Genomic DNA, 23,748 nt, shown 5'->3' with positions numbered 1-23,748 from the left:
TCAGGGTCTCAGACAGAGGGACAAGCTACACATGCCCGGTTCGGGGCGGGCACCCTCCTACCGCATCCTTAACGCCTCCGCCGTGGGCGGCGTCTCGCCCGGCCTCGAAGGGCCGGCGCCGAGTGATGCTGCGCACGCTGCGCAGGGTCAGGAATCCGAGGCCGAGCAACGCGGCGGCGGCATCGATCAGCTCCGCGGTCGAGGACATGGGGCCTCCGGGGGGTCGGCGGGGAGCGGGGTCCGGACATCTGGGCACGGCGCTCACCCCACCTGCGGAATCCGCAGGGTCCCGGGTACCGGAATTCACCCGTGAGGCAGATCCGGGACGGCAGGTGCACGACCCGGGGGGTTAAGGCCTACGATCCTCTGTTGTGTCCAAACTGACCGACGTGCCCAAACGTATTCTGATCGGGCGCGCACTGCGCAGTGACCGGCTGAGCGAAACGCTCCTGCCGAAGCGCATCGCCCTACCCGTCTTCGCCTCCGACTCGCTGTCCTCCGTCGCGTACGCGCCCGGCGAGGTCCTGCTGGTCCTGTCCGTCGCGGGCGTGTCGGCGTACCACTTCAGCCCCTGGATCGCGGTCGCAGTCGCCGTGCTGATGCTGACCGTGGTCGCCTCCTACCGGCAGAACGTGCACGCCTACCCGAGCGGCGGCGGCGACTACGAGGTGGCGACCACCAACCTCGGCCCCAAGGCGGGCCTGACCGTCGCCAGCGCTCTGCTCGTCGACTACGTCCTGACGGTCGCCGTCTCCATCTCCTCCGGCATCGAGAACCTCGGCTCCGCCGTCCCCTTCGTGGTCCAGCACAAGGTGCTGTGTGCGGTCGTCGTGATCGTGCTGCTGACACTGATGAACCTGCGCGGCGTGAAGGAGTCGGGCACGCTCTTCGCGATCCCCACGTATGTGTTCGTCACCGGTGTCTTCATCATGATCGCCTGGGGCGCCTTCCGCGGACTCGTCCTCGGCGACACCATGCGGGCGCCGACCGCCGACTTCCACATCAAGGCCGAACACCAGGGGCTCGCCGGGTTCGCCCTCGTCTTCCTGCTGCTGCGCGCCTTCTCCTCCGGCTGCGCCGCGCTCACCGGCGTCGAGGCCATCTCCAACGGCGTCCCCGCCTTCCGCAAGCCGAAGTCCAGGAACGCGGCGAGCACGCTGGCGATGATCGGCCTGCTGGCCGTGACGATGTTCTGCGGCATCATCACGCTGGCCATGACGACCGGCGTCCGCATGTCCGACAACCCGGCCGCCGACCTCCTGCGGGGCGGCGTCCCGGTCGGCCCGGACTATGTGCAGAATCCGGTGATCTCCCAGGTCGCCGAGGCCGTCTTCGGCAAGGGCAGCTTCCTGTTCCTCGTCCTGGCCGCGGCGACCGCGCTGGTCCTCTTCCTGGCCGCCAACACCGCCTACAACGGCTTCCCGGTGCTCGGCTCGATCCTCGCCCAGGACCGCTTCCTGCCCCGCCAGCTGCACACCCGCGGCGACCGGCTCGCCTTCTCCAACGGCATCGTGCTGCTCGCGGGCGCGGCCGCCCTGCTGACCGTCGTCTACGGCGCCGACTCCACCCGGCTGATCCAGCTCTACATCGTCGGCGTGTTCGTGTCCTTCACCCTCAGCCAGGTCGGCATGGTCAAGCACTGGAACCGCCACCTGGCCACCGAACGGGACCCGGCGAAGCGCAGCCACATGATCCGCTCCCGCGCCATCAACACCTTCGGGGCCTTCCTCACCAGCACGGTGCTGGTCGTCGTCCTCGTCACCAAGTTCACCCACGGCGCCTGGGTGGCCCTGCTCGGCATGTGCATCTTCTTCGCGACGATGACCGCGATCCGCAAGCACTACGACCGGGTCGCCGAGGAACTCACGGCCCCCGACGGTCCGGGCGACGACACCGTCCGGCCCTCCCGTGTCCACTCCGTGGTCCTCATCTCCAAGATCCACCGTCCCACCCTGCGCGCCCTGGCCTACGCCAAGCTGATGCGCTCGGACACCCTGGAGGGGCTCACCGTCAACGTGGACCCGGCCGAGACCCGGGCGCTGCGCGAGGAGTGGGAGCGGCGCGGCATCGACGTACCCCTGAAGGTGCTCGACTCGCCGTACCGCGAGGTCACCCGCCCGGTCATCGAGTACGTGAAGAGCCTGCGCAAGGAGTCTCCGCGCGACGCCGTCTCGGTGATCATCCCCGAGTACGTCGTCGGTCACTGGTACGAGCACCTGCTGCACAACCAGAGCGCGCTGCGTCTGAAGGGCCGGCTGCTGTTCACACCGGGCGTGATGGTCACCTCGGTGCCCTACCAGCTGGCCTCCTCCGAGGCGGCCAAGCAGCGTGCCCGCAGGCGCCAGGACTGGAACGCGCCCGGTGCGGTGCGGCGTGGCCCGGCCCAGGAGCGCCCGAAGGAGCCGAAGGAGTCGCCGGTCGCGAAGGGCTGACCGGCTTCCGCTCGGCACCGCACCTGATGGTGAACGGCCGGACGGCACCCACGTAGACTGGTGGGCTGTTGTCCGGCCGTACGCCTTTCCCGATCTGGAGTCACCCCACCATGCAGGAAGAACCGAAGAACTCGCAGGTGGGACCGGAGCCGGGCGGCTCGGGGGCGGGCCGGGAGCCTGGCGGCTCGCTGGTGGGGCGGGAGTACGAGGTCGAGATCGGCCCCGTCGCCCACGGCGGCCACTGCATCGCCCGTACCGCCGAGGGCCAGGTGCTGTTCGTACGGCACGCGCTGCCCGGCGAGCGGGTCGTGGCCCGGGTGACCGAGGGCGAGGAGGGCGCACGCTTCCTGCGCGCGGACGCGGTACGGATCATCGACGCCTCCAAGGACCGCGTCGAGGCCCCCTGCCCCTACGCCGGACCCGGCCGCTGCGGCGGCTGCGACTGGCAGCACGCCAAGCCGGGAGCCCAGCGCCGGCTCAAGGGCGAGGTGATTGCCGAGCAGCTGAAGCGGCTCGCGGGCCTCACGCCCGAGGAGGCCGGCTGGGACGGCACGGTCATGCCCGCCGAGGGCGACAAGCTGCCCGCGGGCGAGGTCCCGCAATGGCGCACCCGCGTGCAGTACGCGGTCGACCCCGCCACGGGGAAGGCCGGCCTGCGCCGCCACCGCTCCCATGAGGTCGAGCCGATCGATCACTGCATGATCGCGGCGCAGGGTGTCAGCGAGCTGGGCATCGAGCGGCGCGACTGGACCGGCATGGAGTCCGTCGAGGCGATCGCGGCCACGGGCTCCCAGGACCGCCAGGTGATCCTCACCCCGCGCCCGGGCGCCCGCCTGCCGCTGGTGGAACTGGACAAGCCGGTCTCCGTCCTCCGGATCGACGAGAAGACCGGCGGCGTCCACCGCGTGCACGGCCGCCCGTTCGTCCGCGAACGCGCCGACGGCCGCACCCACCGCGTGGGCGGGGGCGGCTTCTGGCAGGTCCACCCGAAGGCGGCGGACACCCTGGTCACGGCGGTCATGCAGGGCCTCCTGCCCCGCAAGGGCGACATGGCCCTCGACCTGTACTGCGGCGTCGGCCTCTTCGCCGGCGCCCTGGCCGACCGCGTCGGCGACAAGGGAGCGGTGCTCGGCATCGAGTCGGGCAAGCGCGCGGTGGAGGACGCCCGCCACAACCTCGCCGACTTCCCGCGCGTGCGCATCGAGCAGGGCAAGGTCGAGTCGGTCCTGCCGCGCACCGGCATCACCGAGGTCGACCTGATCGTCCTCGACCCGCCCCGCGCGGGCGCCGGCCGCACCACGGTCGCCCACCTCACCTCCCTCGCCGCCCGCCGCATCGCCTACGTGGCCTGCGACCCGGCCGCCCTGGCCCGAGACCTGGCGTACTTCCGCGAGGGCGGCTACCGGGTGCGGACGCTGCGGGCCTTCGACCTGTTTCCGATGACGCATCATGTGGAGTGCGTGGCGATCCTGGAGCCGGCGAAGTAACCGGCGTTGACCTGGGGATCTGCGTGCTGTGCGTGGTGAACCGGCACGGTCGCGATGTCGGCCATGGGTGCCGGGTTCTCGGTGGCGACATCGAGGTCCTGGCTCGGGTGGTTCACGAGGCGGTGCGCCCGCACGGCATACCCGCCGGTGAGAACCAGGGGGTACGGGGAGCCGAGCGCGATCACATCCGCCAGGAGCCGCGTGTGCAGCTCCGGCATGTCCGTCACGCCGCTGCCCGGGTGCGGGAGGCGAGCTGGGGGAACGCGTCCTCCCATACAGTGCGCACGGTGCGGCCGACGAGGGTGCGCAGCACCGGCCACAGTTGGAGGAGCAGGTCCCGGTTGAGATAGCGGGGCAGGTCGTCGCGCAGGCCCTCGTGCAGGACGGTGCGGTACAGGCCCATGCGCTGGCGAGGCTTGCCCAGGTCGTACGAGGTCATCCCCGACCAGGCCATGTGCAGTGGCAGCTCCACGCCCCCTGAGCCGGGCCGTGCAACTCGTCCAGCGACTCCGGCAGACGCCGCCGGAACTTCTCCCGGTACAGCGCGAGGTCCTCAGCGGCCGGGCCTGAGGGGTCCCTGAGCCGATATGGGGGGCGGCCGACTGCTGTGCCGGGCCGGCTCGGATCGGACAAGGTTTTGTATGTTGACATAGGTATCTCGGCATACCTATAGTCGATGCGTGCCCGACCCCAGCCCCTCCGGCTCGCAGAACGACCACGTGGCCTCTGTGCTCGTGGCGGTTCTGCCTGTGCTGAACAGGGTGCTCGAGCGGCGGGTGGCTCAGGACTTTCCGTATCCGACGTTGCCGGAGGGGCAGCTCACTCTGCTGCGGCTTGTCGAGGAGCGTGCGGGCATTACGGTCCGTGACGCGGCGGACGCCCTGCTGATGAAGTCGAACAACGTCAGCGCCCTCGTCTCCCAGCTCACCGAACTGGGGCTGCTGGAGCGCAGGCGGGACGCCGTCGACAAGCGGGTCGCTCATCTGCATCCCACGGCCCTGGCCGCGGAGCGGCTCGCCGAAGCGCGGGGGCTGAAGGAAGCCCACATGGCGCGCCTGCTGGAGACCCTCACCGACGGGGAGCAGGACGCCCTCGGCTCGGCCTGCGGCGCGCTGCTGGCGTTGACCCGGCGCTCCCGCTCCGCCGACTGACCTTCCGGCACCTGTTCGGAGGCGAGAACGCCCGGTCCCGTGCGCGGTGCGCACCTCGACCTGGCCGTTCTCCTGCCGCGATTCCCGCCTCGGTGGCCGAACCGCCGCCGTACCTCCGCCTGTGCCGAGGGCTCGGATCCATCTCATCGACTTGTCGATATTCGATATTCTCATCACAGACGAGGCACCCGCATGCCCTCCACCTCCGTGGACCACTCCACCCTGCACGCTCCGTCGCCCCCGGGCGCCGAGCGGGGCCCGCGCTCCCATCCGTGGCTGACGCTGATCGCCGTCGCGATCGGACTCTTCATGGTCAACCTCGATGGATCCGTGGTCTCGATCGCGAACCCGGAGATCGGCCGGGACCTGCACGCGTCCACCGCCGACCTCCAGTGGGTCACCAACTCGTACCTCATCGCCATGGCCGCCGCCCTGATCCTGGGCGGCAAGCTGGGTGACCGGTTCGGGCGGCGCACGTACTACACGGCCGGAGTCGCGGGCTTCGTCGTGACCTCCGTCATGATCGGCCTGATCGGCTCCGTCGAAGGCGTGATCGCCTTCCGCGCGCTGCAGGGACTCTGCGCCGCGCTGCTGATCCCCAACACGCTCGGCCTGCTGCGAGCGGTTTTCCCGCCGGAGAAGTTCGGCACGGCGGTGGGCCTGTGGGCCATGGTGGCTTCCTGCTCGACCGCGCTCGGACCGATCGTCGGCGGCCTGCTGGTCGAGCACGTCAACTGGGAGTCCGTGTTCTACATCAACGCGCCCATCGGTGTCGCGACCCTGGTCTTCAGCGCGTTCGTGCTGCCGGAGAGCAAGGACTCCACCGGCCGCCACCGCTTCGACATCCCCGGCGTGATCATGCTCGCGCTCGGTCTGGTGGCGGTGGTCTTCGGTGTGATCAAGGGCGAGACCTGGGGCTGGACCTCGGGAGGAACGCTGGGATCCCTCGCCGCCGGACTGGTCCTGCTGGTGCTCTTCGGCTGGTACGAGACCCGTGTCCGGCACCCGTTGCTGCCCATGCGGCTGTTCCGCAGCCCGGCGCTGACCATCGGCACCCTCGTCACCGCGATCAACTTCTTCGTGCTGCTCGGTGTCATCTTCTTCCTGATGCTGTACCTGCAGAACGTCCGGGGCCTGCCCCCGGTCGAGGTGGGCGTGCGCACCCTGCCGCTGAGTCTCGCCTCCGTGGTCGCGGCACCGCTGGGCGCGGCGCTGACCGAGCGGTTCGGCGCGCGTCTGTCCATGCCGCTGGGCGTGCTGCTGGAGGCGGTGGCGTCCCTGTGGATGCTGACCTGGGACGCGCACTCCTCGTACGCGGCCATGTGGCCGCCGTTCGTGCTGCTCGGTCTGGGTGTGGGCATGGTCATGTCGGCGTCCTCGGACGCGATCGTCGGCAACGCACCCGTCAGGGACGGCGGTGTGGCGAGCGGCCTGCAGTCCACCGCGCTGCAGATCGGCGGCGCCCTCGGCACGTCCGTACTGATCTCGCTGATCAGCAGCCGCGTGGGCGCGACGCTCGTCGGCGAGCTGACCGGCGCCGGGGTGCCGGCCTCCGCGGCACATGGCTTCGAGGAGGCGAAGGACGCCGTGGCGATGGGCGTGGCACCCGTCGCGGACGGCATGCCCGCGCAGCTGAGGGCCGCCGTCGTCGAGGGCAGCGGCCACGCCTTCATGAACGGTGTGCACGCCGCCGTTCTCGTCACCGCCGTCCTGTGCGTCGTGGGTGCCCTGCTCGCCGCCGTCGGCCTGCGCCGCGACGCCAACTCGCCTGCTATCGACGGCTGAAGGCGGGTCGGGCGGAGAAGCGGGCCCAGGCCGGGCGCACGGCCCCGTCCACCGCTCCCCAGTGTGCGGCGGACGAGGCCGTGGGCGTCGACCAGTGCCGGCGACGTCCAGAAGCGGCGCAGGTCAGGGATGGAGGACGGTGGGGGCCGATTCCGCCCTGCCGTTGCTTCCGGGGGCCGGCGGTACGGGCGCCCCGTCCTCGGCGGAACGGCGGGCGTGGACCCCGATCATGCCGAAGGCGGCCAGGGCCGCGGCGACGGCGGCTGCCACACCGCACACCAGGAACGCGGTGCTGAACCCGCTGCCCAGGGCATCCAGGGCCAGGCCGTGCGCCGCGGACCCCGGGGCGCCGGGCGGCACGCTGTTCACGGCGATGGGTCCGCCGGCCGCGGCGATCTCGCGTGCCGCGGCGAGCTGGCCGGCCGGCAGGTCCGCGCCGGACAGGTTCTGCGTGAACGCCGACCCCGCGCTGCTGAGGGCGACCGCGCCGACGACGACGGGGCCGAGCGCGAAGCCCAGGTCGCGGAGCATGTTGGTGGTGGCGCTGGCCATGCCCGCCAGGTTCAGGGGCACGCTGTTCAGTGCCACGGCCGTCACCGAGCTGACGGCGAGGGCGAAACCGATGCCGATCAGCAGGGCGGGCGTGACGAACGGGCCGAGTCGGGAGTCGGTCACATCCAGGCGGGTGAACAGCAGGCAGCCGATCGCCATCAGGACGAATCCAGAGGTCAGCAGCCAGGACGCGGCGACCCGGTGGAGCAGCCGCGAGACGACCGGGATGAGCAGGAAGGCGGGTCCCTGGAGGAACAGGAACAGGATCGCGACGCGGATCGGGTCCTGGTGCTGCACCGGGCCCATCCACATGCTCATCGCGAAGCAGGCGCCGAGGAAGGCGAGCATGCCGATGACCGCGACGACGGACGACACCGTGAAGGCCCGGTTGCGGAACAGCTTCAGGTCGAAGATCGGGGACTCGGCCCCCAGTTCCACCACGACGAAACCGGCGAGGAAGCAGGTGCCGAGGGCGAGGGCGAGTATGACGGGGAGGGCGGTCCAGCCCGACTCGGGCCCCTCGACGGCGCCGTACAGCACCAGGATGAGCCCCAGGGCGAAGGTGATCTGACCGGCTACGTCGAGCTTGCGGCCGTCGGGCGCCTTCGACTCCGTGACCAGCACCAGGGTGAGCACCATGCTCACGAGGGCGAGTCCGACGAGCACCCAGAAGGAACCGCGCCACGATCCGACCTTGGCGAACATGCCGCCGAGCAGAGGTGAGACGGCGGCGCCGGCGGACAGGAAGCCGCTCCAGAGTGCCACCGCGTGCGCCCGTTCCCGCATGCTGCGGGTGACGGCGGTGATCGCGGTGAGCGAGCCGGGGAACATGGCGCCGGCGCCCAGTCCGTTCAGGGCGGCGCCGATCCACAGCACCTGGACGGTGGGCGCGAGCGCGGCCACGGTGCTGCCCACGGCGACCAGGGCCGTGCCGGCCGCGACGAGTCTTCGTCGTCCGAAGAGATCACCGAGGACACCGAAGGTGAACTCGAAGCAGACGACGGCGATCATGAACGCGGCGGTGATCCACGTGAGTTGGGATCCGCGCGTGCGCAGGTCCTCCTGGAGGAGTCCGAGGAGCGAGGCCGGCAGCGCGTTCGCGACCTGGGCCACGAAGACCGCGCCGCAGGCGGCAGCCAGTGTTCCCGCGTAGCCCGGCGTCCGGGCGGCCCCCGCGGTTGGGCCCTGGGACGTCGTCGTCCCGTTGTTGAGCGTCATTGCTGTTCTCCCTGGCTGGGAAAGAAGGGCATCCCGGAAACGGGAGCCCGGAGAGCGTGGAAGGGCTCGGCTCTGCGTACGCGGTGGGGAGAGCGAAGCACGACGCGAGTCGGGCGCGGTTCCGTGGAGAATGACACTCGCTTTACGTCACGTCAATGATTTGTTCGTTAACTAAGATGAGCAGTATTGTCGTAAGGTAAGCGTTCGCTTTGTTGTCCGGTCGTGATTCAGTGCTGCGCGGCCAGGTCCTTCTCCAGCGCGTGCGCCGTGGCGTCCAGGGCGGCGACCAGGGACTGAAGGCGGTGCGGGTCGTAGCGCACGCTGGGCATCGACACCGACAGGCCGGCCAGCGCGGTGCCGTCCCGGTCGCGCACCGGTACGCCGACGGCGACCAGACCCCGCTCGGACCGTTCCCTGTTGACGGCGAACCCGTTGCGCCGCAGCCGTTTCAGTTCCGTGCGCAGGCGGGCGAGGTCCGGGCGGTCGGCCGGGCGGTCGCGGTAGCGCTCGGGGGCGTACACCTCGTCCAGTTCCTCATCGGCGAGGTCGGCGAGCAGGAGCAGTCCCGCGGTGGTGCGGTGCGCCGGGAAGACCATGCCCTCCCGGGAGCCGACCCGCAGAGCCTGCCGGCACTCGACGCTGGCGATGAACCGGGCCGTGTCCCCGGTGCGCACCGTCAGGTTCGCGGTCTCGTCGAGCAGGTCGACGACCCGGTGCAGGTGGGGCAGGGCCGCCGCGCGCAGCCGCGAGACCAGGGACTGGGAGTGCGCGGCGAGTTCCAGCACCGGTCCCGCGCGGTAGACGCGGTCCTCGTCCTGCACGGCGAAGTCCCGGTAGACCAGCATTGCCAGGATCCGGTGGGCGGTGGACCGGGCGACGCCGAGGCGCTCGGCGATCTGCGACACGGTCGCGCCGCCCTCCATCTGCAGGATGGTCGCCGCCCGCAGCGCGTGGTCCACGCTGGCGATCGGGTAGGGCGGCGGTGTCTTCAGCGGCTTGTCCATGGTGTCCCTCTGATTCTGCTGTCCAGAATCTCCATGTTCTCTCACCAGACGCGGCGCACGCTGATGGCGTGACTGAGACCTCCATAGCCCAAGACACCGCCACGGGTTCCCCGGTCCGGCTCCAGGCCGTCGCCGCGGAGGGACAGCCCGAGGTCACCCCGGCGCTCGAAGAGCTCTACCGGGGCTTCGAACAGGAGCTGCTGGTCCCGCTGTGGACCGAGATCGGCGACCTGATGCCGGCCCACCCGCGCTCGCGCGCCGTGCCGCACCTGTGGCGCTGGGAGCGGCTGCGGGAGCTGGCGGGCCGGGCCGGAGACCTGGTCCCCGTCGGTCGCGGCGGTGAGCGCCGGGCCATCGCGCTGGCCAACCCCTCCCTCGGCGGAAGGCCCTTCGCCACCCCGACGCTGTGGGCGGCCATCCAGTACCTCATGCCCGGCGAGGACGCTCCCGAGCACCGGCACACCCAGCACGCCTTCCGCTTCGTGGTCGAGGGTTCGGGTGTGTGGACGGTCGTCGGCGGTGACCCGGTGCCCATGAACCGCGGCGACTTCCTCCCGCAGGCGGGCTGGAACTGGCACGCCCACCACAACGCCACCTCCGAGCCCATGGCGTGGATCGACGGCCTGGACATCCCCTTCCAGTACGTCACCGAGGCGCAGTTCTTCGAGTTCGGCCGCGACGAGATCAGCGACGCCGAGCGCATCACCCCCGAGCGTTCGCGCTCCGAGCGCCTGTGGGGCCACCCCGGCCTGCGCCCGCTGTCGGCCGCCCCGGCCACGCCGGGCAGCCCGCTGCTGTCCTACAAGTGGGAGTACACCAACGCCGCTCTGCGCGACCAGCTCCTGCTGGAGAAGGAGGGCTTCGGCGGCACCGTCGAGCCCGGCCACGCCGCGGTGCGCTACTCCAACCCGTGTGACGGCGCCGACGTCCTGCCGACCGTCCGGGCCGAGTTCCACCGCATCGCCCGCGGCGCCGAGACCGCGCCGGTGCGCGAGACCGGTTCGTCGGTGTACCAGGTCTTCGACGGCTCCGGTGTGGTGACCGTCGGCGACAAGTCCTGGACGGTGACCCGCGGCGACCTGTTCGTCGTCCCGTCCTGGGAGCCGTTCGCCGCCCGGTCCGAGGCCGGCACGACCGACTCCGACGAGGGAGCCCTCGACCTCTTCCGCTTCTCCGACGCGCCCGTCTTCGAGGCGCTCCGGCTCAACCGCACCCAGAAGGACGCCTGATCATGAAGCTCGCCACCATCCGCACCGCCGACGGCACCAGGGCGGTCCGCCTCGACGGCGACCTCCTGACCGATCTCGGGTACGCCGACCTGGGTGAGCTGTTCGCCGCGGCCGACTGGCAGGCCAGGGCCGCCTCCGCCTCCGGCACCACCCACCCCGTCGAGGGTGCCGACTTCGCGCCGGTCGTACCCAACCCGTCCAAGATCATCTGCGTCGGGCACAACTACACCAACCACATCAAGGAGATGGGCCGGGAACTGCCGGACTACCCGACCCTCTTCCCGAAGTTCGCCGACACCCTGCTCGGCGCGGGCGACGACATCGTCAAGCCGGCCGAGACCGACGCGCTCGACTGGGAGGTCGAGCTGGCCGTCGTGATCGGCAAGGAGGTGCGCCGCGCCGACGAGCAGCAGGCCGTCGACGCCATCGCCGGCTTCACCGTCATGAACGACATCTCGGTGCGCGACTGGCAGTTCCGCACCATCGAGTGGACCCAGGGCAAGATCTGGGAAGCCTCCACCCCGGTCGGCCCCTACGTCGTCACCCCCGACGAGATCGGCGGCGTCCGCCCCTCGCTCAAGGTGAAGACGGTCGTCGACGGACAGGTCATGCAGCAGGACGACACCGGCACGCTGCTGTTCGACCCGGTGTTCCTGGTGCAGTACATCTCCACCGTCATCACCCTGCGCCCCGGCGACATCATCGCCACCGGCACCCCGGCCGGCGTGGGCAACGCCCGCGACCCCAAGGTGTTCCTGCTCCCCGGCCAGACCGTCGTCACCGAGATCGCCGGCCTGGGCGCCTGCACCAACAAGGTGGTCGCGGAATGACCGAGGTCACGCGGACCTTCGCCCACGCGCGCGCGTGGGCCCGCACGGGCACCGAGCTGATGCTCGACGCCGTCGCGGGCCTCGACGAGGCAGGCTTCTCGGCCCCGAGCGTGCTGCCGGAGTGGACCCGGGGGCACCTCGTGGCGCACGTCGCCGCCAACGCCGACGCCCTGTGCAACCTGGTGCACTGGGCGGCCACCGGCGAGGAGACGCCGATGTACGCCTCCGCCGAGGAGCGCGTCGCCGGTATCGCCAAGGGCTCCACCCTGTCGGCCGAGGAGCTGCGATCCTGGCTGACCGGCTCCGCGCACCGGCTCGCGGAGGGACTGGACGGGCTCACCGACGAGCGGTGGCAGCACAAGGTCGTCACCGCCCAGGGCCGTACCGTCCCCGCCACCGAGCTCCCGTGGATGCGCGCCCGCGAGGTGTGCGTCCACGCCGTCGACCTCGGCACCGGCGTCGTCACCTTCGACGACCTCCCGAAGGGCTTCCTGACCGCCCTGGTCGCCGAGATCAGCGCCAAACGCGGGCTGACCGAGCTCCCCGACGGCCCGCTGCCCGAGGTCGCCGCCTGGCTGGCCGGCCGTCCCCACTCGCTCGCCGACGCCCCCGAGCTCGGCCCGTGGCTGTAGAGGAGTGCACCCCATGTCCCACCCTGATGTGATCGTCGTCGGCGGCGGCATCGGCGGCCTCGGCGCGGCGTTCTCGCTGTACCGCCAGGGCCTGAGCGTCCGCCTGCTGGAACGCGCCCCCGCCTTCGGCGAGGTCGGCGCCGGCATCCAGCTCGCGCCGAACTGCACCCGCATACTCGACGACTACGGCCTCCTGGAGGAGGCCAAGAGCCTCGGCGTCGTCCCGGACGCGATGGTGATGCGCGACGCGGTCGACGGCGACGAGCTGACCCGGCTCGACCTGCGCGACCTGGAGAAGCGCTACGGCTACCCGTACCTGGTCATCCACCGCAGCGACCTGCACGGCCTGCTTCTGCGCGCGTGCGAGCGGGCCGGCGTCGAGCTGATCACCGACGCGCAGGTGGTCTCGTACGAGAACACCGGCGGCGGCGCCCGCGTGACCCTCGCCTCCGGCGAGACGCACGAGGCCGGCGTCGTGATCGCGGCCGACGGGCTGCACTCCCTCGCCCGCACACTGCTCGTCGACGACGAGCCCGTCTCCTCGGCGTACGTCGCCTACCGCGGCACCGTGCCCGCCGAGCTGCCGCGGGTGCGGTCCGTCGACCTCAGCGAGGTCGTGGTGTACGTCGGTCCCGCCTGCCACTTCGTGCACTACGGCCTGCGCGGCGGCGAGCTGCTCAACCAGGTCGCCGTCTTCGAGTCGCCCAAGGCGCTGGCCGGCCAGGAGGACTGGGGCACACCCGACGAACTGGACGCCGCGTTCGCCAAGACCTGCGGCTTCGTCCAGGACGGCCTGCCGTTCATGTGGCGGGACAAGTGGTGGCGGATGTTCGACCGCGACCCGATCATGAACTGGGTGCACGGCCGGATCGTGCTGCTCGGCGACTCCGCGCACCCGCCGCTGCAGTACATCGCACAGGGCGCGATCATGGCGATCGAGGACGGCTGGGTGCTGGGCGAGCACGTCGCCCGCAACCGCGCCGAGAGCGGCACGGTCGACTGGGACGCCGCCCTCGCCGCCTACGAGGCGGTCCGCCCCGAGCACTGCCGCCGTGTGCTGAGCACCTCCCGCAAGTGGGGCGAGCTGTGGCACCTCGACGGGATGGCCCGCGATCAGCGCAACGTGCTGCTGCGCACACGCGACACCTACGACTACTCGTTCGTGGACTGGTTGTACGGCCCGACCGCGCTGACGCCGGACGAGGAGCCGGCGATGTTCGCCCCGATCCCGCTGTCCTCGGCGGCCGTCGAGGATCCGGTGCCCGTCGGGGGTGGCGGCGCACTGTGAGCGACGCCTATCTCTACGCGGCGGCCCGCACCCCGTTCGGCCGGTTCAACGGTGCCCTCGCCGGGGTGCGGCCCGACGACCTCGCCGCCACCGCGCTGAGCGGACTGCTGGACAGGGCCCCGGACCTGGACCACGCCGCCGTCGGCGACGTGGTGTGGGGCAACGCCAACGGCGCCGGCGAGGACAACCGCGACGTCGGCCGGATGGCGGTGCTGCTGGCCGGGCTGCCGGTGAGCGTGCCCGCCACGACCGTCAACCGGCTGTGCGGCTCCAGCCTGGACGCGGCGATCGCCGCCTCACGCACCCTGGAGTCCGGCGACGCGGACGTCGTCGTCGCCGGCGGAGTGGAGTCCATGACCCGGGCGCCCTGGGTGCTGCCCAAGCCGGACCGGGCCTTCCCCGCCGGTCATGTCACGGCGGTCTCCACGACGCTGGGCTGGCGGCTGGTCAACCCCGTGATGCCGAAGGAGTGGACGGTCTCGCTGGGGGAGTGCAACGAACTGCTCCAGGAGAAGTTCTCCATCTCCCGGGAGCGGCAGGACGCTTTCGCGGTGCGCTCCCACCGGCTCGCCGCGCGCGCCTGGGACGAGGGCTTCTACGACGACCTGGTCCTGCCCGTGGACGGGCTCGCCCGCGACGAGGGCATCCGCCCCGACACCGACCCCGGGAAGCTGGCGGCTCTGAAGCCGTCGTTCCGCCCGGACGGGACGATCACCGCGGGCAACGCCTCCCCGCTCAGCGACGGCGCGTCGGCCGTGCTGCTGGGTACCGCCGCGGCCGCCGACCGGATCGGCCTGGACCCCGTGGCCCGCATCGCCGGGCGCGGCGTGCACGCCGTCGAGCCGCAGATGTTCGGCTACGCGCCCGTGGAGGCCGCCGAGAAGGCGCTGCGCCGGGCCGGCATCGGCTGGAGCGACGTCGGCGCCGTGGAGCTGAACGAGGCGTTCGCGGTGCAGTCCCTGGCCTGTGTCGACGCCTGGGGCATCGACCCGGAGATCGTCAACACCCGGGGCGGCGCCATCGCGATCGGCCATCCGCTGGGCGCCTCGGGCGGCCGGCTCCTCGCCACCCTGGCGAAGGTGCTGCGCGAGCGGCGGGAGCGCTGGGGCGTCGCGGCCATCTGCATCGGCGTGGGCCAGGCCCTCGCCGTCGTGCTGGAGAACGTCACCGGCGAGGTGAGCGGACGATGAGCGCGACGACCGTCGCCGCCACGCCCGACGAGGCCGTGGCCGGCGTCGAGGACGGCTCCACGGTCCTGGTGGGCGGGTTCGGCCTGGCGGGCATGCCGTTCGACCTGATCGACGCCCTCATCCGGCAGGGCGCCGGCGACCTGACCGTGGTGTCCAACAACGCCGGCAACGGGGACGTGGGCCTGGCCGCGCTGCTCAAGGCCGGACGGGTGCGCAAGATGATCTGCACCTTCCCCCGGCAGAGCGACTCCTACGTCTTCGACGACCTGTACCGGGCCGGCCGGGTGGAGCTGGAGGTGGTGCCGCAGGGCACCCTGGCGGAGCGGATGCGGGCCGCCGGTGCGGGCATCGGCGGCTTCTACAGCCCCGTCGGCGTGGGCACCCCGCTCGCCGAGGGCAGGGAGACCCGGGAGATCGACGGGCGCGCCCACGTCCTGGAGCACCCGATCAAGGGGGACGTGGCCCTGATCTCCGCGCATCGCGCGGACACCATGGGCAACCTCGTCTACCGCAAGACGGCCCGGAACTTCGGACCCGTGATGGCCACCGCGGCCGGCACCGTGGTCGCCCAGGTCACCGAGATCGTCCCCGCGGGGGAGATCGACCCGGAGGCCGTGGTCACCCCGGGCATCTACGTCGACCGTCTGGTCCGGGCCGAGGCCCGCCGGCTCACCGTGCAAGGAGCCCGCTGATGACGACGACCCACGCCGCAGCCCCCGTGGAGCACGCCGACCGGGGGCCGCTCACCACCGACGAGCTCGCGGCCCGCATCGCCCGCGACATCCCGCCCGGCTCGTACGTCAACCTGGGCATCGGGCAGCCGACCCGGATCGCCGAGCACCTGCCGGCCGACGCCGGGATCGTGCTGCACACCGAGAACGGCATGCTCGGCATGGGGCCGGCCGCGGTGGGCGACGAGGTGGACACCGACCTGACCAACGCCGGGAAGGTGCCGGTCACCGAGCTGCCCGGGGCGGCGTACTTCCACCACGCGGACTCCTTCGCGATGATGCGCGGCGGTCACCTGGACGTGTGCGTCCTCGGGGCGTTCCAGGTCTCGCGCCACGGCGACCTGGCCAACTGGCACACCGGCGACCCGGACGCCATCCCGGCCGTGGGCGGAGCGATGGACCTCGCCGTCGGGGCGCGGCGGGTGCTGGTGATGATGAGGCTGTTCACCCGGGACGGTGCCCCCAAGCTGGTGCCCGCGTGCACGTATCCGCTCACCGGCGCCGCCTGCGTGAGCCTCGTCTACACCGACCACGGTGTTTTCGAGCCCGGCCCGGACGGGGTCCGCGTGCGGGAGACGTACGGCATCACGGTGGCCGAGTTGCGCGAGCGGCTCTCCGTCGGCCTGCTCGACTGAGCAGCGGCCGGTGCCGTGCGCCGCCCGGCACCGGCCGCCCCCACCTGCTTTACAGTCCGTCAAGGGATTGTGCGGGCTATGTAGCGCGGAGCCGGTGTGTACGGTCGCCGTGCGGCGGCGCGTTAGGATCCCGGCATGGCGAACCTTCGACAGGCGCAGAAGCAGATGACGCGCCGCTTGCTGCTGGAGTCGGGACTCGAGCTGTTCAAGACGAAGGGGTACGCCGCCACCACGGTCGACGACATCGCGACCGCGGCGGGCACCACCCGGGTGACGTTCTACGCGTACTTCCCCTCCCGCAGTGAGCTGATGAAGGCGCTCATCGACGAGCAGCTCAACGAGGCGTTGCAGCGCGTCAGTTCCCCCGAGCACGGCTCCACGGCCCAGGGCCTGGTCGCGACCGTGGCCGACGGGACGCCGGAGGCGTTCACCGCCTGGCTGCGGCGCACCGCCGACAGCTGGCCGGCGATCCGGCCGATCATCCGCGTGGGCCGGGATGCCGCGGCGGTCGATCCGGAACTTGTCGACCTGGTGGAGCGATGGCTGGAGGAGGCCATCAGCGACATCGAGGACGGACTGACGGCGGCCGGGCGCTTCGCCCCCCATCAGCGCCGCTTCCGGGGTGTACTGGCGATGGCCGAGCTGGACTACGTCGCCCAGCACTGGGACGGTGCGGACTGGAAGCTCACGCGCGAGCAGATGCTCGACGAGCTCAGCACCAGCTGGGTGCGCTTGCTGACCTGACCTGACCTGACCTGACCTGACCTGACCTGACCTGACCGCCGCCGCGAGCCGGGCCGGTCTCAGATCTCGGCCGCGGCGTCGAACAGCAGCGCCCGGAGCCATGCGACGAAGGACCGGTCGGACAGGCGCGGGTTGAACACCATGTCGATGCCGAGCCCGGGCAGCGGGAACGGGAACTCCTCGATCCGCACGTCGGCGAGCGTCCGCATGGTGGCGGCGACCCGGTACCGCAGGAGCGCGACGCCGCCGGCGCGGGCCACGAGGAACGGCACCAGCAGGAAGTCGGAGATCCACTGGCCGACGCGGTAGGGGATCCCCTTGTCCTCCAGCACCGAGTAAGGGAAGACCCGCCGGTCGGTGTCGACCACGATGTGCGGCTCGGTGGTGAGCAGATCGAGCGCACTCGCCTGCGGCGGGGTTTCCGGCGAAGCCACCACCACGCAGCGGTCGTCGTACAGCCGCTCGCGCGGATACGGCGAGAAGTGCCCCTCGGAGATCAGCACGGCGTCGACACCCCCTTCGGTGAAGGTGGCCTCGGTCGGCACCGTGATCGTCCGCACGCGCAGCGTGGCGCGCGGCGCGCGCTCCGCGACGAGGCGCGTCAGCCGGGGGCCGATGACGAACGCCGTGCTGTTCGTCATGGCGACCGTGATGACCCGCTCGTCCGTGGCGGGTTCGAAGCAGGGGAAGTCGACGATCTGCGCCGTCTGCTGCAGCGCACTGCGCAGCGGCGCGATCAGCTCCAGCGCCCGTGGGGTGAGCGTGACGCCGCTGCCCTGACGGACGACGAGCTCGTCGCCCAGCAGACGCCGCATCCTGGTGAGGGCGTGGCTCATGGCGGGCTGCGACAGCCCGACCCGTTCCGCCGCCCTGGTCACCGAACGCTCCTCCAGCAGCGCGAGGAGGGGCACCAGCAGGTTGAGATTGACCGACGCCAGCCGGTCCAGCCCCGAAGCCGGGGTGCCCTCCACGTCGCTGCTCATGGACCGAGACCCTACGCGGCCGCCCGGGTCATGCGACGCAGCCGGGGGATGGGGATGCGGTAGTCGAGGGCCACGGCCGTGGTGGTGCCGTCCTCCTGCGACCAGGTCATCAACGCCGGTCCGCCGCCGGGCTCTCCGTCGGCGTACGCGGGTTCCCCGGCCGCCGGCAGGTGTCCCACCGCTTTGAGGGTCAGCCCGAACTGCTCGGTCCAGAAGTACGGCTGGAACGCGAGCGGCGGCGCGTCCTCGCCGTGTACGAGTGCCCGGGCGGCGGCCTTCGCCTGCTCGATGGCACTGCTCCACAGGGGGATGCGGCGCAGGCCCCGCGGGGTGGGGAAGGCGGCGAGGTCGCCGACGGCCGCGACGTCGGGGCGGGCGAGGCCCCGCGAGTCGACCGGGACGGCGCCGTTCACGACGAGACCGGTGCCGGCGAGCCACTCCGTGTTGGGCACGTCGCCGACGGCCGTGAGCAGGACCTCCGCATCGAGGACCGCGCCGTCGTCCAGCACGACCCGGGCGTCGCCCGCACGCCCCTCGACCCGGGCCCCGCGGGTTTCTACGACGGTGAGTCCCCGGTCGCGCGCTGCGGCGGCGAAGACACCGGCGAGGTGCGGACCGAGCTGGGCGGACAGCGGCACCCCCTGGGAGACGAGGGTGACCCGGCAGCCGGCGGCCAGGCAGCCCGAGGCGAGCTCCATGCCGAGCGGTCCGCCGCCGACGACGAGGACCGAGGGCCGGTCCGCCAGGCGGCGGCGCAGTGTCAGCGCGTCGTCCAGTCCGCGCAGGGTGACCTCGTCGGGCAGCCCGGACAGCCGCCGCGCCCGGGAGCCCGTGGCGAGGACGACGCGGTCGTACGGCAGGGCGGCGCCGTCGTCGAGCGTGACGAGCCGCCGGTCGAGGTCGAGTCCGGTCGCGCGCACGCCCAGCAGCTCGGTCGCCCCGTGGCCGGGCGGCGGGAGCGCGTGCGAGGACGTGTCGTCGCCGTCGAGCAGCAGCGCCTTCGACAGGGCGGGGCGGCTGTACGCCGGGTGCGTCTCGTCGCCGACGACGGTCAGCTCGCCGTCGAATCCGGCCTCGCGGAGCGTGTCGGCGGCGGTGAGCCCGGCGATCCCGTTGCCCACGACGACGACGCGTTCCAGGGTGCCGGCGCTCATTCGACCCTCAGCGCGGCGACCGGGCACACCCGGGCGGCGGCGTTCGCCAGGGCGGCGTCGGCCTCGTCGATCTCCTCGCGGTCGAGCACCAGCTCGCCGTCGTCGTCGACGTGCATGAGCTGCGGGGCGGCCTCTTCGCACAGGCCGTGGCCCTCACACCGGGGGCGGTCGAGAACGATCTTCATGCGGGGATCACCTCCAGGACGGGGAGCTCCTCGATGCTCCGGGTGATGTTGCTGGGGACACGGACCTCGGGGCCGGCGACGAGGCGCTTGACGCGCCGGGAGAGTGCCTCGATCACGGCGTGGGCCTCCAGGCGGGCGAGCCCCTGGCCCGCGCAGCCGTGCGGGCCGTAACCGAACGACAGGTGGTCGACCGGGTTGCGTTCGACCAGGAAGGTGTCCGGGTCGTCGTAGTGCCGGGGGTCGCGGTTGCCGGCGCCGAGCAGTACCGCGATCTGCGCGCCCGCCGGGATGACGGTGCCCTCGACGTCGACGTCCCGGGTGGCGAGCCGGCCCCAGACGTTGACGGGCGACCAGAAGCGCAGCACCTCGTTGAACGCCCCCGGTATCAGGGACGGTTCGGCGCGGACCAGGTCGAGCTGGTCGGGATGCGCGGCGAAGAGGGCGACGACGTTGCCGATCGCCGCGACGGTCGTGTCGACGCCGGCGCCCAGGTACTGGTGGATGATGTGGCCGGCCGTGCCCTCGGGGATGGCACCGCGCGCCTCGGCGTCGAAGATGCCGCGGCCCACGGAGCCCTCGGCCAGGTCGTCGGCCGTGACCTCGGAGCACCAGGCGTACAGTTCCCCGGCGATGGGGAAGTTCTCGGCCGTGCGCTGGTTCATCGGGCCGAGGACCTGCATGGCGGCCTGGCCCCAGCGCAGCATGTTGTCGCGTACGTGACCGGTGAAGCCGATCAGATCCGCGACGACCTCCAGCGGGAAGGCACGGGCGAGTGCGTCGACGGCCTCGAAGGAGCCCTGCTCGACGAGTTCGGCGACCAGGGCGTCCGCCTTCGCCTCGATCCGGCCCTTCAGGCCGCGCAGGGCGCGCGGTGAGAGGTTCTCGGTGAGTGTGGCGCGCAGCCGGGTGTGCGCCGGGGGGTCGGACGCGAGCGAGGTGCCCGTCAGCGCCTGGTTGGCCATCGGGTTGAAAGCGATCGAGGTCGAGGAGAACGACTCCCAGTCCGCGAGCGCGCCGCGGATGACGTCGTACCGCGTCAGCGCGTAGACGCCGTTCTTCGGCAGGTGGACGACGGGGCCCTGTTCCCGCAGCTCGGCGTGGACGGGGCAGGGGTCCAGGACGACCTGGTCGGCGAAGAGGTCGACGTCGGAGGTGGGCGGAGTGCTCATGGCCCTCAGTGAAGTGGCCGACACCACATCGATCAAATGAATGATTTACATGGCGCCACATGCACGCCATTCATGCGTCATCCCCGCCGTGTTCCTCGTGCTCTGATTTTCCACCTCCATGCAACCTTCTGTGCAGTGTTTTTTCGTGGTGTTCGTTTCATTGACGCTATGTAAACCGAATGGCTACTGTGACAGCAGCCACAGGGTGCACCGCCGCACCCCACACCGGACACGTGAGGCAGTCATGAGCGTGAACAGCAACACCGTGAACACCGTCCTGGGCCCGGTGCCGGCCGAGCAGTTGGGCGTCGTCTCGGTCCACGAGGCGCTGCTGTCGGTGCTCCCGGGCGCGGAGCACGCCTTCGACGTCACCCTCGACCGCGCCGAGATCTTCGAGACGCTGGCCGCGAAGCTGAGGGACTTCCGCGCTCACGGTGGCGGCACGATCGTCGACAGCACCGGCATGTTCCACGGGCGGGACGTCCGGCTGTACGAAACCCTGTCCCGCACGACCGGTGTGCACATCGTCGCCTCGACCGGCCAGGGCCCCGAGGAACTGCTCGGCGGGTACTTCCTCACGCCGCAGACCAACCCGCCGACGCCGTGGCCGGCCGAGAGGTTCGCCGACCTCTTCACCCCGGAGATCACCGAGGGCATGGTGGTCCCGCGCGTGGAGCGCCGAGGCCCCGCCGGCCTGGTGGCCACCGCCGCGACGCGGACCGGCACGACCGCGACCGACGAGAGCCTCCTGCGTGGCGCGGCCCGCACCGCCCTCGCCACCGGCGTCGCGGTCTCCGTCCGGTACGGCGCCGACGCCGTCCACGACCTCGACATCGTGCTCGACGAGAAGCTGCCGGCCGACCGGGTCGTCGTCGGCGGGCTGGACCGCAAGGACGCCGTAGCCGCCGGCGCGCCCGCGAAGGTCGCCGGCCGCGGCGCCTACGTCGCGCTCGACCACGTCGGCACCGAGGACGCCGAGCACCTCACCGACGCCGAGCGCGCCGCCCTGGTCGCCGTCCTCGTGCAGACCGGTCTCGGCGACCGGATCCTGCTCTCCGCCAGCGCGACCGGGGTGGCCAAGGGGCACCCTGCCAACGACCTGCCGTACAGCCATGTCCTGACCGCCTTCGTGCCGCTGCTGAAGGCGCGGGGCCTCGGCGACGACGACGTGCGGCGGATTCTCGTGGCCAACCCGCGCGACCTGCTCGCGGTGCGCTGAGCGCGCCGGCCCGAACGACCGTCAAGTCCTCTTCTCAAAAGGTGAGTGTTGTGTCGAGAGTGAACACAGTTCTGGGGCCGATCCCCGCCGAGGAGCTGGGTCTCGTGGCGATCCACGAGCACATCGGGTACGGCATGCCCGGCTCCGAGCTGGACACGAAGTGGTGGAAGACGCCCGAGCAGCGCTACGAGGAGACCGTCCCGAAGCTGCGCAGGTTCCACGAGCTCGGCGGCGGCACCTTCGTCGACGCGACCGGCATCTGCAACGGCCGTGACGTCGACTACTACAAGTCCCTGTCCGCGAAGACCGGCGTCCACATCGTCGCCTGCACCGGCTTCGTCGGCGGCGACACCGCTCTGCCGCACTTCGCCCGCGCCGACGTCGACTACCTCACCCGGCAGTTCGTCCACGAGATCACCGTCGGTATCGGCTCCACCGGCAGCCTGGCCGGAGTCATCAAGGTCGGCGTGAGCCGCGGCGGCCGTATGACGGACCTGGACAAGCGCATCTACCGCGCCGCGGCCCGCGCCTCGCTCACCACCGGCGTGCCGATCCTCACCCACCTCGCGATCGACGCCGAGAACGCGATCGCGATCTTCAACGAGGAGGGCCTGCCGCTCGACCGCGTGCTGTTCGGGCATGTCGACGACGGGGTGAACGCCGACAAGACGCGCGACGTCTGGATCGCGGAGCAGGGCGGCCGCATCGGCTTCGACACGTTCGGCTACGAGACCGAGCTGCCGGACCCGCCGTTCTGGGCCCGCCCCCGCAAGGAACGGCTGGACCACTTCCTGCGGTTCATCGGCGACGGCCGGCTGCGGCAGGTCCTCGCCTCCGCCGACGCCAACTGCAGCCCTCTGGGCTGGCCGGGCGTCAAGGGGCACACCGTCAACTACATCTTCGACGACCTCATCCCGGACCTCCGCGCCGCCGGCCTGGACGAGGCCACCATCAAGACGATCTTCGTCGACAACCCCGCCGACTTCCTGACCATCCAGAAGTAAGAGAGAACCACCATGCAGTCCTCGGACCTGAAGAACCTGAAGATCGCGGTCGTCGGAGCGGGATACGGCGGCGCGGCGGCAGCCAAGGCCCTGAGCCTGCTCGGCGCGGACGTGAACGTCTACGAGCAGGCGAACCAGATCCGCGAGGTCGGCGCCGGCATCGGTCTGCGCCCCGCCACCATCAACCGGTTCCGCCAGTGGGGCATCTTCGAGGCGATCGCGAAGGTCAGCTCGCCCAGCGAGTACTTCGAGATCCTCACCGCCACCGGTGAACCGATCATGAAGGAGGCGTGGCCGGCCGCCGGGGACCAGACCCACACCCATCTCATCCACCGCGGCGACTTCATCGACGCCCTGCTGGGCGTGCTGCCCGAGGGCATGGTGCACCTCGGGCACAAACTGCGGACCGTCGAGGACAAGGGCGACAGCTCCGTCCTCACCTTCGCGGACGGCAGGACGGTCGAGGCGGACCTCGTCGTCGGCGCCGACGGCATCAAGTCGGTCGTGCGCCGGCAGTTGTTCAGCGACAGGAGCCCGGTGTTCTCCGGCGAGCACGCCTACCGTGCCGTCATCCCCGTGGACGACGCCCACGGCATGGTCGTCGACGACAACCTCCGGATGTACATCGGCAAGGGCACGAAGATCTACCTGCTGCCGCTGCGGCACCGGGGCCAGGTGTCGTTCGACATCACCGCCCTGTGCCCGGACGGCACCTGGAACCCGCAGGTCACGAAGGACGACCTGCTGAAGACGGTGGAGGGCTTCGACGAGCGCCTCGTGAGCATCACGCGCGACCTCGACATGGGCACCGTGAACATCCGCGCCGTCTACGACATCGACCCGGTCGACACCTGGCACTCCGACTCCGTCGTCCTCGTCGGCGACGCCGCCCACTCGATGCTGCACCACCAGGGGCAGGGCGCGAACTCGGCCATCGAGGACGCCGGGGCGCTCGCCGACGCCCTGCGCCAGGCCGCGTCCCTGAAGGAGGGACTGGCCCTGTACCAGGCCACCCGCAAGCCCGTGACCGACGAACTGCAGGCCATCTCGCGCCAGGGCTGGACCGAGGACGAGATCGACGACGTCTTCCCCGGCCAGAAGCCCGCCGCTGCCGGACAGGAGTGAC

General features: G+C 71.4%; 22 protein-coding genes and 1 pseudogene. 15 read left to right on the top strand and 8 right to left on the bottom strand.

Annotated elements, in window-relative coordinates:
- The first annotated feature begins 371 nt into the window (after positions 1-371).
- Together TNCT6_RS06590 and TNCT6_RS06585 are read left to right on the top strand one after the other, a co-directional pair.
- Entirely contained in the window at positions 372-2,432 is a 2,061-nt protein-coding gene (locus TNCT6_RS06590) for an APC family permease (RefSeq protein WP_141357524.1), read from the top strand.
- 110 nt (positions 2,433-2,542) lie between these two features.
- Positions 2,543-3,919, top strand: coding sequence for a class I SAM-dependent RNA methyltransferase (locus tag TNCT6_RS06585; protein WP_253266041.1), 1,377 nt, complete (start codon positions 2,543-2,545; stop codon positions 3,917-3,919).
- Here TNCT6_RS06585 and TNCT6_RS06580 read toward each other — a convergent pair.
- Both TNCT6_RS06580 and TNCT6_RS06575 read right to left on the bottom strand, forming a co-directional pair.
- The gene (locus TNCT6_RS06580; protein WP_172632740.1) at positions 3,880-4,137 is read right to left on the bottom strand and encodes a hypothetical protein; all 258 of its coding nucleotides are present in this window, start codon (positions 4,135-4,137) and stop codon (positions 3,880-3,882) included. The genes TNCT6_RS06585 and TNCT6_RS06580 overlap by 40 nt on opposite strands.
- Positions 4,138-4,142: 5 nt before the next feature.
- Positions 4,143-4,570 (bottom strand): annotated as a pseudogene (locus TNCT6_RS06575) (hypothetical protein).
- A 29-nt stretch (positions 4,571-4,599) separates the two neighbouring features.
- Here TNCT6_RS06575 and TNCT6_RS06570 point away from each other — a divergent pair.
- Together TNCT6_RS06570 and TNCT6_RS06565 are read left to right on the top strand one after the other, a co-directional pair.
- On the top strand, positions 4,600-5,070 hold the full coding sequence (locus TNCT6_RS06570) for a MarR family winged helix-turn-helix transcriptional regulator (protein WP_141357520.1): 471 nt from the start codon (positions 4,600-4,602) through the stop codon (positions 5,068-5,070).
- 192 nt (positions 5,071-5,262) lie between these two features.
- Entirely contained in the window at positions 5,263-6,855 is a 1,593-nt protein-coding gene (locus TNCT6_RS06565; protein WP_141357518.1) for an MFS transporter, read from the top strand.
- Positions 6,856-6,978: 123 nt separating this feature from the next.
- On the opposite strand, the gene TNCT6_RS06560 is transcribed toward TNCT6_RS06565, so the two are convergent.
- Together TNCT6_RS06560 and TNCT6_RS06555 are read right to left on the bottom strand one after the other, a co-directional pair.
- Entirely contained in the window at positions 6,979-8,625 is a 1,647-nt protein-coding gene (locus TNCT6_RS06560) for an MFS transporter (RefSeq protein WP_141357516.1), read from the bottom strand.
- Between the two features lie 227 nt (positions 8,626-8,852).
- Positions 8,853-9,629, bottom strand: coding sequence for an IclR family transcriptional regulator (locus tag TNCT6_RS06555; protein ID WP_141357514.1), 777 nt, complete (start codon positions 9,627-9,629; stop codon positions 8,853-8,855).
- 68 nt (positions 9,630-9,697) lie between these two features.
- Here TNCT6_RS06555 and TNCT6_RS06550 point away from each other — a divergent pair, with 68 nt between their 5' ends.
- The 8 genes from TNCT6_RS06550 to TNCT6_RS06515 all read left to right on the top strand — a co-directional run bounded on the left by TNCT6_RS06550 (position 9,698) and on the right by TNCT6_RS06515 (position 16,908).
- Positions 9,698-10,858, top strand: coding sequence for a cupin domain-containing protein (locus tag TNCT6_RS06550; protein WP_172632817.1), 1,161 nt, complete (start codon positions 9,698-9,700; stop codon positions 10,856-10,858).
- Between the two features lie 2 nt (positions 10,859-10,860).
- Positions 10,861-11,688 carry a fumarylacetoacetate hydrolase family protein gene (locus tag TNCT6_RS06545; protein ID WP_141357512.1) on the top strand — a complete coding sequence of 276 codons (828 nt, stop codon included), beginning with the start codon at positions 10,861-10,863 and terminating at the stop codon, positions 11,686-11,688.
- A complete protein-coding gene (locus tag TNCT6_RS06540; RefSeq protein ID WP_141357510.1) occupies positions 11,685-12,320 on the top strand; it encodes a maleylpyruvate isomerase N-terminal domain-containing protein in 636 nt (211 codons plus the stop codon). Before TNCT6_RS06545 ends, TNCT6_RS06540 begins: the two co-directional genes overlap by 4 nt.
- Positions 12,321-12,333: 13 nt before the next feature.
- On the top strand, positions 12,334-13,608 hold the full coding sequence (locus TNCT6_RS06535) for an FAD-dependent oxidoreductase (RefSeq protein ID WP_301184386.1): 1,275 nt from the start codon (positions 12,334-12,336) through the stop codon (positions 13,606-13,608).
- Entirely contained in the window at positions 13,605-14,798 is a 1,194-nt protein-coding gene (locus TNCT6_RS06530) for a thiolase family protein (RefSeq protein ID WP_141357508.1), read from the top strand. Before TNCT6_RS06535 ends, TNCT6_RS06530 begins: the two co-directional genes overlap by 4 nt.
- On the top strand, positions 14,795-15,490 hold the full coding sequence (locus TNCT6_RS06525) for a 3-oxoacid CoA-transferase subunit A (protein ID WP_141357506.1): 696 nt from the start codon (positions 14,795-14,797) through the stop codon (positions 15,488-15,490). Before TNCT6_RS06530 ends, TNCT6_RS06525 begins: the two co-directional genes overlap by 4 nt.
- Positions 15,490-16,164, top strand: coding sequence for a 3-oxoacid CoA-transferase subunit B (locus tag TNCT6_RS06520; protein WP_141357504.1), 675 nt, complete (start codon positions 15,490-15,492; stop codon positions 16,162-16,164). The genes TNCT6_RS06525 and TNCT6_RS06520 overlap by 1 nt, the downstream gene beginning before the upstream one ends.
- 135 nt (positions 16,165-16,299) lie before the next feature.
- Complete coding sequence (locus tag TNCT6_RS06515) at positions 16,300-16,908, top strand: TetR/AcrR family transcriptional regulator (RefSeq protein ID WP_141357502.1); 609 nt, start codon at positions 16,300-16,302, stop codon at positions 16,906-16,908.
- Between the two features lie 59 nt (positions 16,909-16,967).
- On the opposite strand, the gene TNCT6_RS06510 is transcribed toward TNCT6_RS06515, so the two are convergent.
- Genes TNCT6_RS06510 through TNCT6_RS06495 form a run of 4 tightly spaced genes read right to left on the bottom strand, consistent with a single transcriptional unit; the run spans position 16,968 to position 20,399 of the window.
- Positions 16,968-17,891, bottom strand: coding sequence for a LysR family transcriptional regulator (locus TNCT6_RS06510; protein WP_141357500.1), 924 nt, complete (start codon positions 17,889-17,891; stop codon positions 16,968-16,970).
- Positions 17,892-17,902: 11 nt separating this feature from the next.
- A complete protein-coding gene (locus TNCT6_RS06505) occupies positions 17,903-19,045 on the bottom strand; it encodes an NAD(P)/FAD-dependent oxidoreductase (protein ID WP_141357498.1) in 1,143 nt (380 codons plus the stop codon).
- Positions 19,042-19,230, bottom strand: a complete 189-nt coding sequence (locus TNCT6_RS06500; protein ID WP_141357496.1) for a ferredoxin — start codon at positions 19,228-19,230, stop codon at positions 19,042-19,044. Before TNCT6_RS06500 ends, TNCT6_RS06505 begins: the two co-directional genes overlap by 4 nt.
- Positions 19,227-20,399, bottom strand: a complete 1,173-nt coding sequence (locus TNCT6_RS06495) for a cytochrome P450 (protein WP_141357494.1) — start codon at positions 20,397-20,399, stop codon at positions 19,227-19,229. The genes TNCT6_RS06500 and TNCT6_RS06495 overlap by 4 nt, the downstream gene beginning before the upstream one ends.
- 244 nt (positions 20,400-20,643) lie before the next feature.
- On the opposite strand from TNCT6_RS06495, the gene TNCT6_RS06490 reads away from it, so the two are divergent.
- From TNCT6_RS06490 to TNCT6_RS06480, 3 genes are read left to right on the top strand one after another with little or no spacing between them, the layout of a single operon-like run.
- Positions 20,644-21,618 (top strand): phosphotriesterase, encoded by a 975-nt coding sequence (locus TNCT6_RS06490; RefSeq protein ID WP_141357492.1) that lies wholly within the window; start codon positions 20,644-20,646, stop codon positions 21,616-21,618.
- A gap of 50 nt (positions 21,619-21,668) precedes the next feature.
- Positions 21,669-22,622 (top strand): phosphotriesterase, encoded by a 954-nt coding sequence (locus tag TNCT6_RS06485; protein WP_141357490.1) that lies wholly within the window; start codon positions 21,669-21,671, stop codon positions 22,620-22,622.
- A gap of 12 nt (positions 22,623-22,634) precedes the next feature.
- A complete protein-coding gene (locus TNCT6_RS06480; RefSeq protein WP_141357487.1) occupies positions 22,635-23,747 on the top strand; it encodes an NAD(P)/FAD-dependent oxidoreductase in 1,113 nt (370 codons plus the stop codon).
- Position 23,748 lies beyond the last annotated feature (1 nt).

This window comes from Streptomyces sp. 6-11-2, from assembly GCF_006540305.1.
In the GTDB taxonomy this organism is placed as follows: domain Bacteria; phylum Actinomycetota; class Actinomycetes; order Streptomycetales; family Streptomycetaceae; genus Streptomyces.
This window is presented reverse-complemented; position numbering and strand designations above follow the sequence as displayed.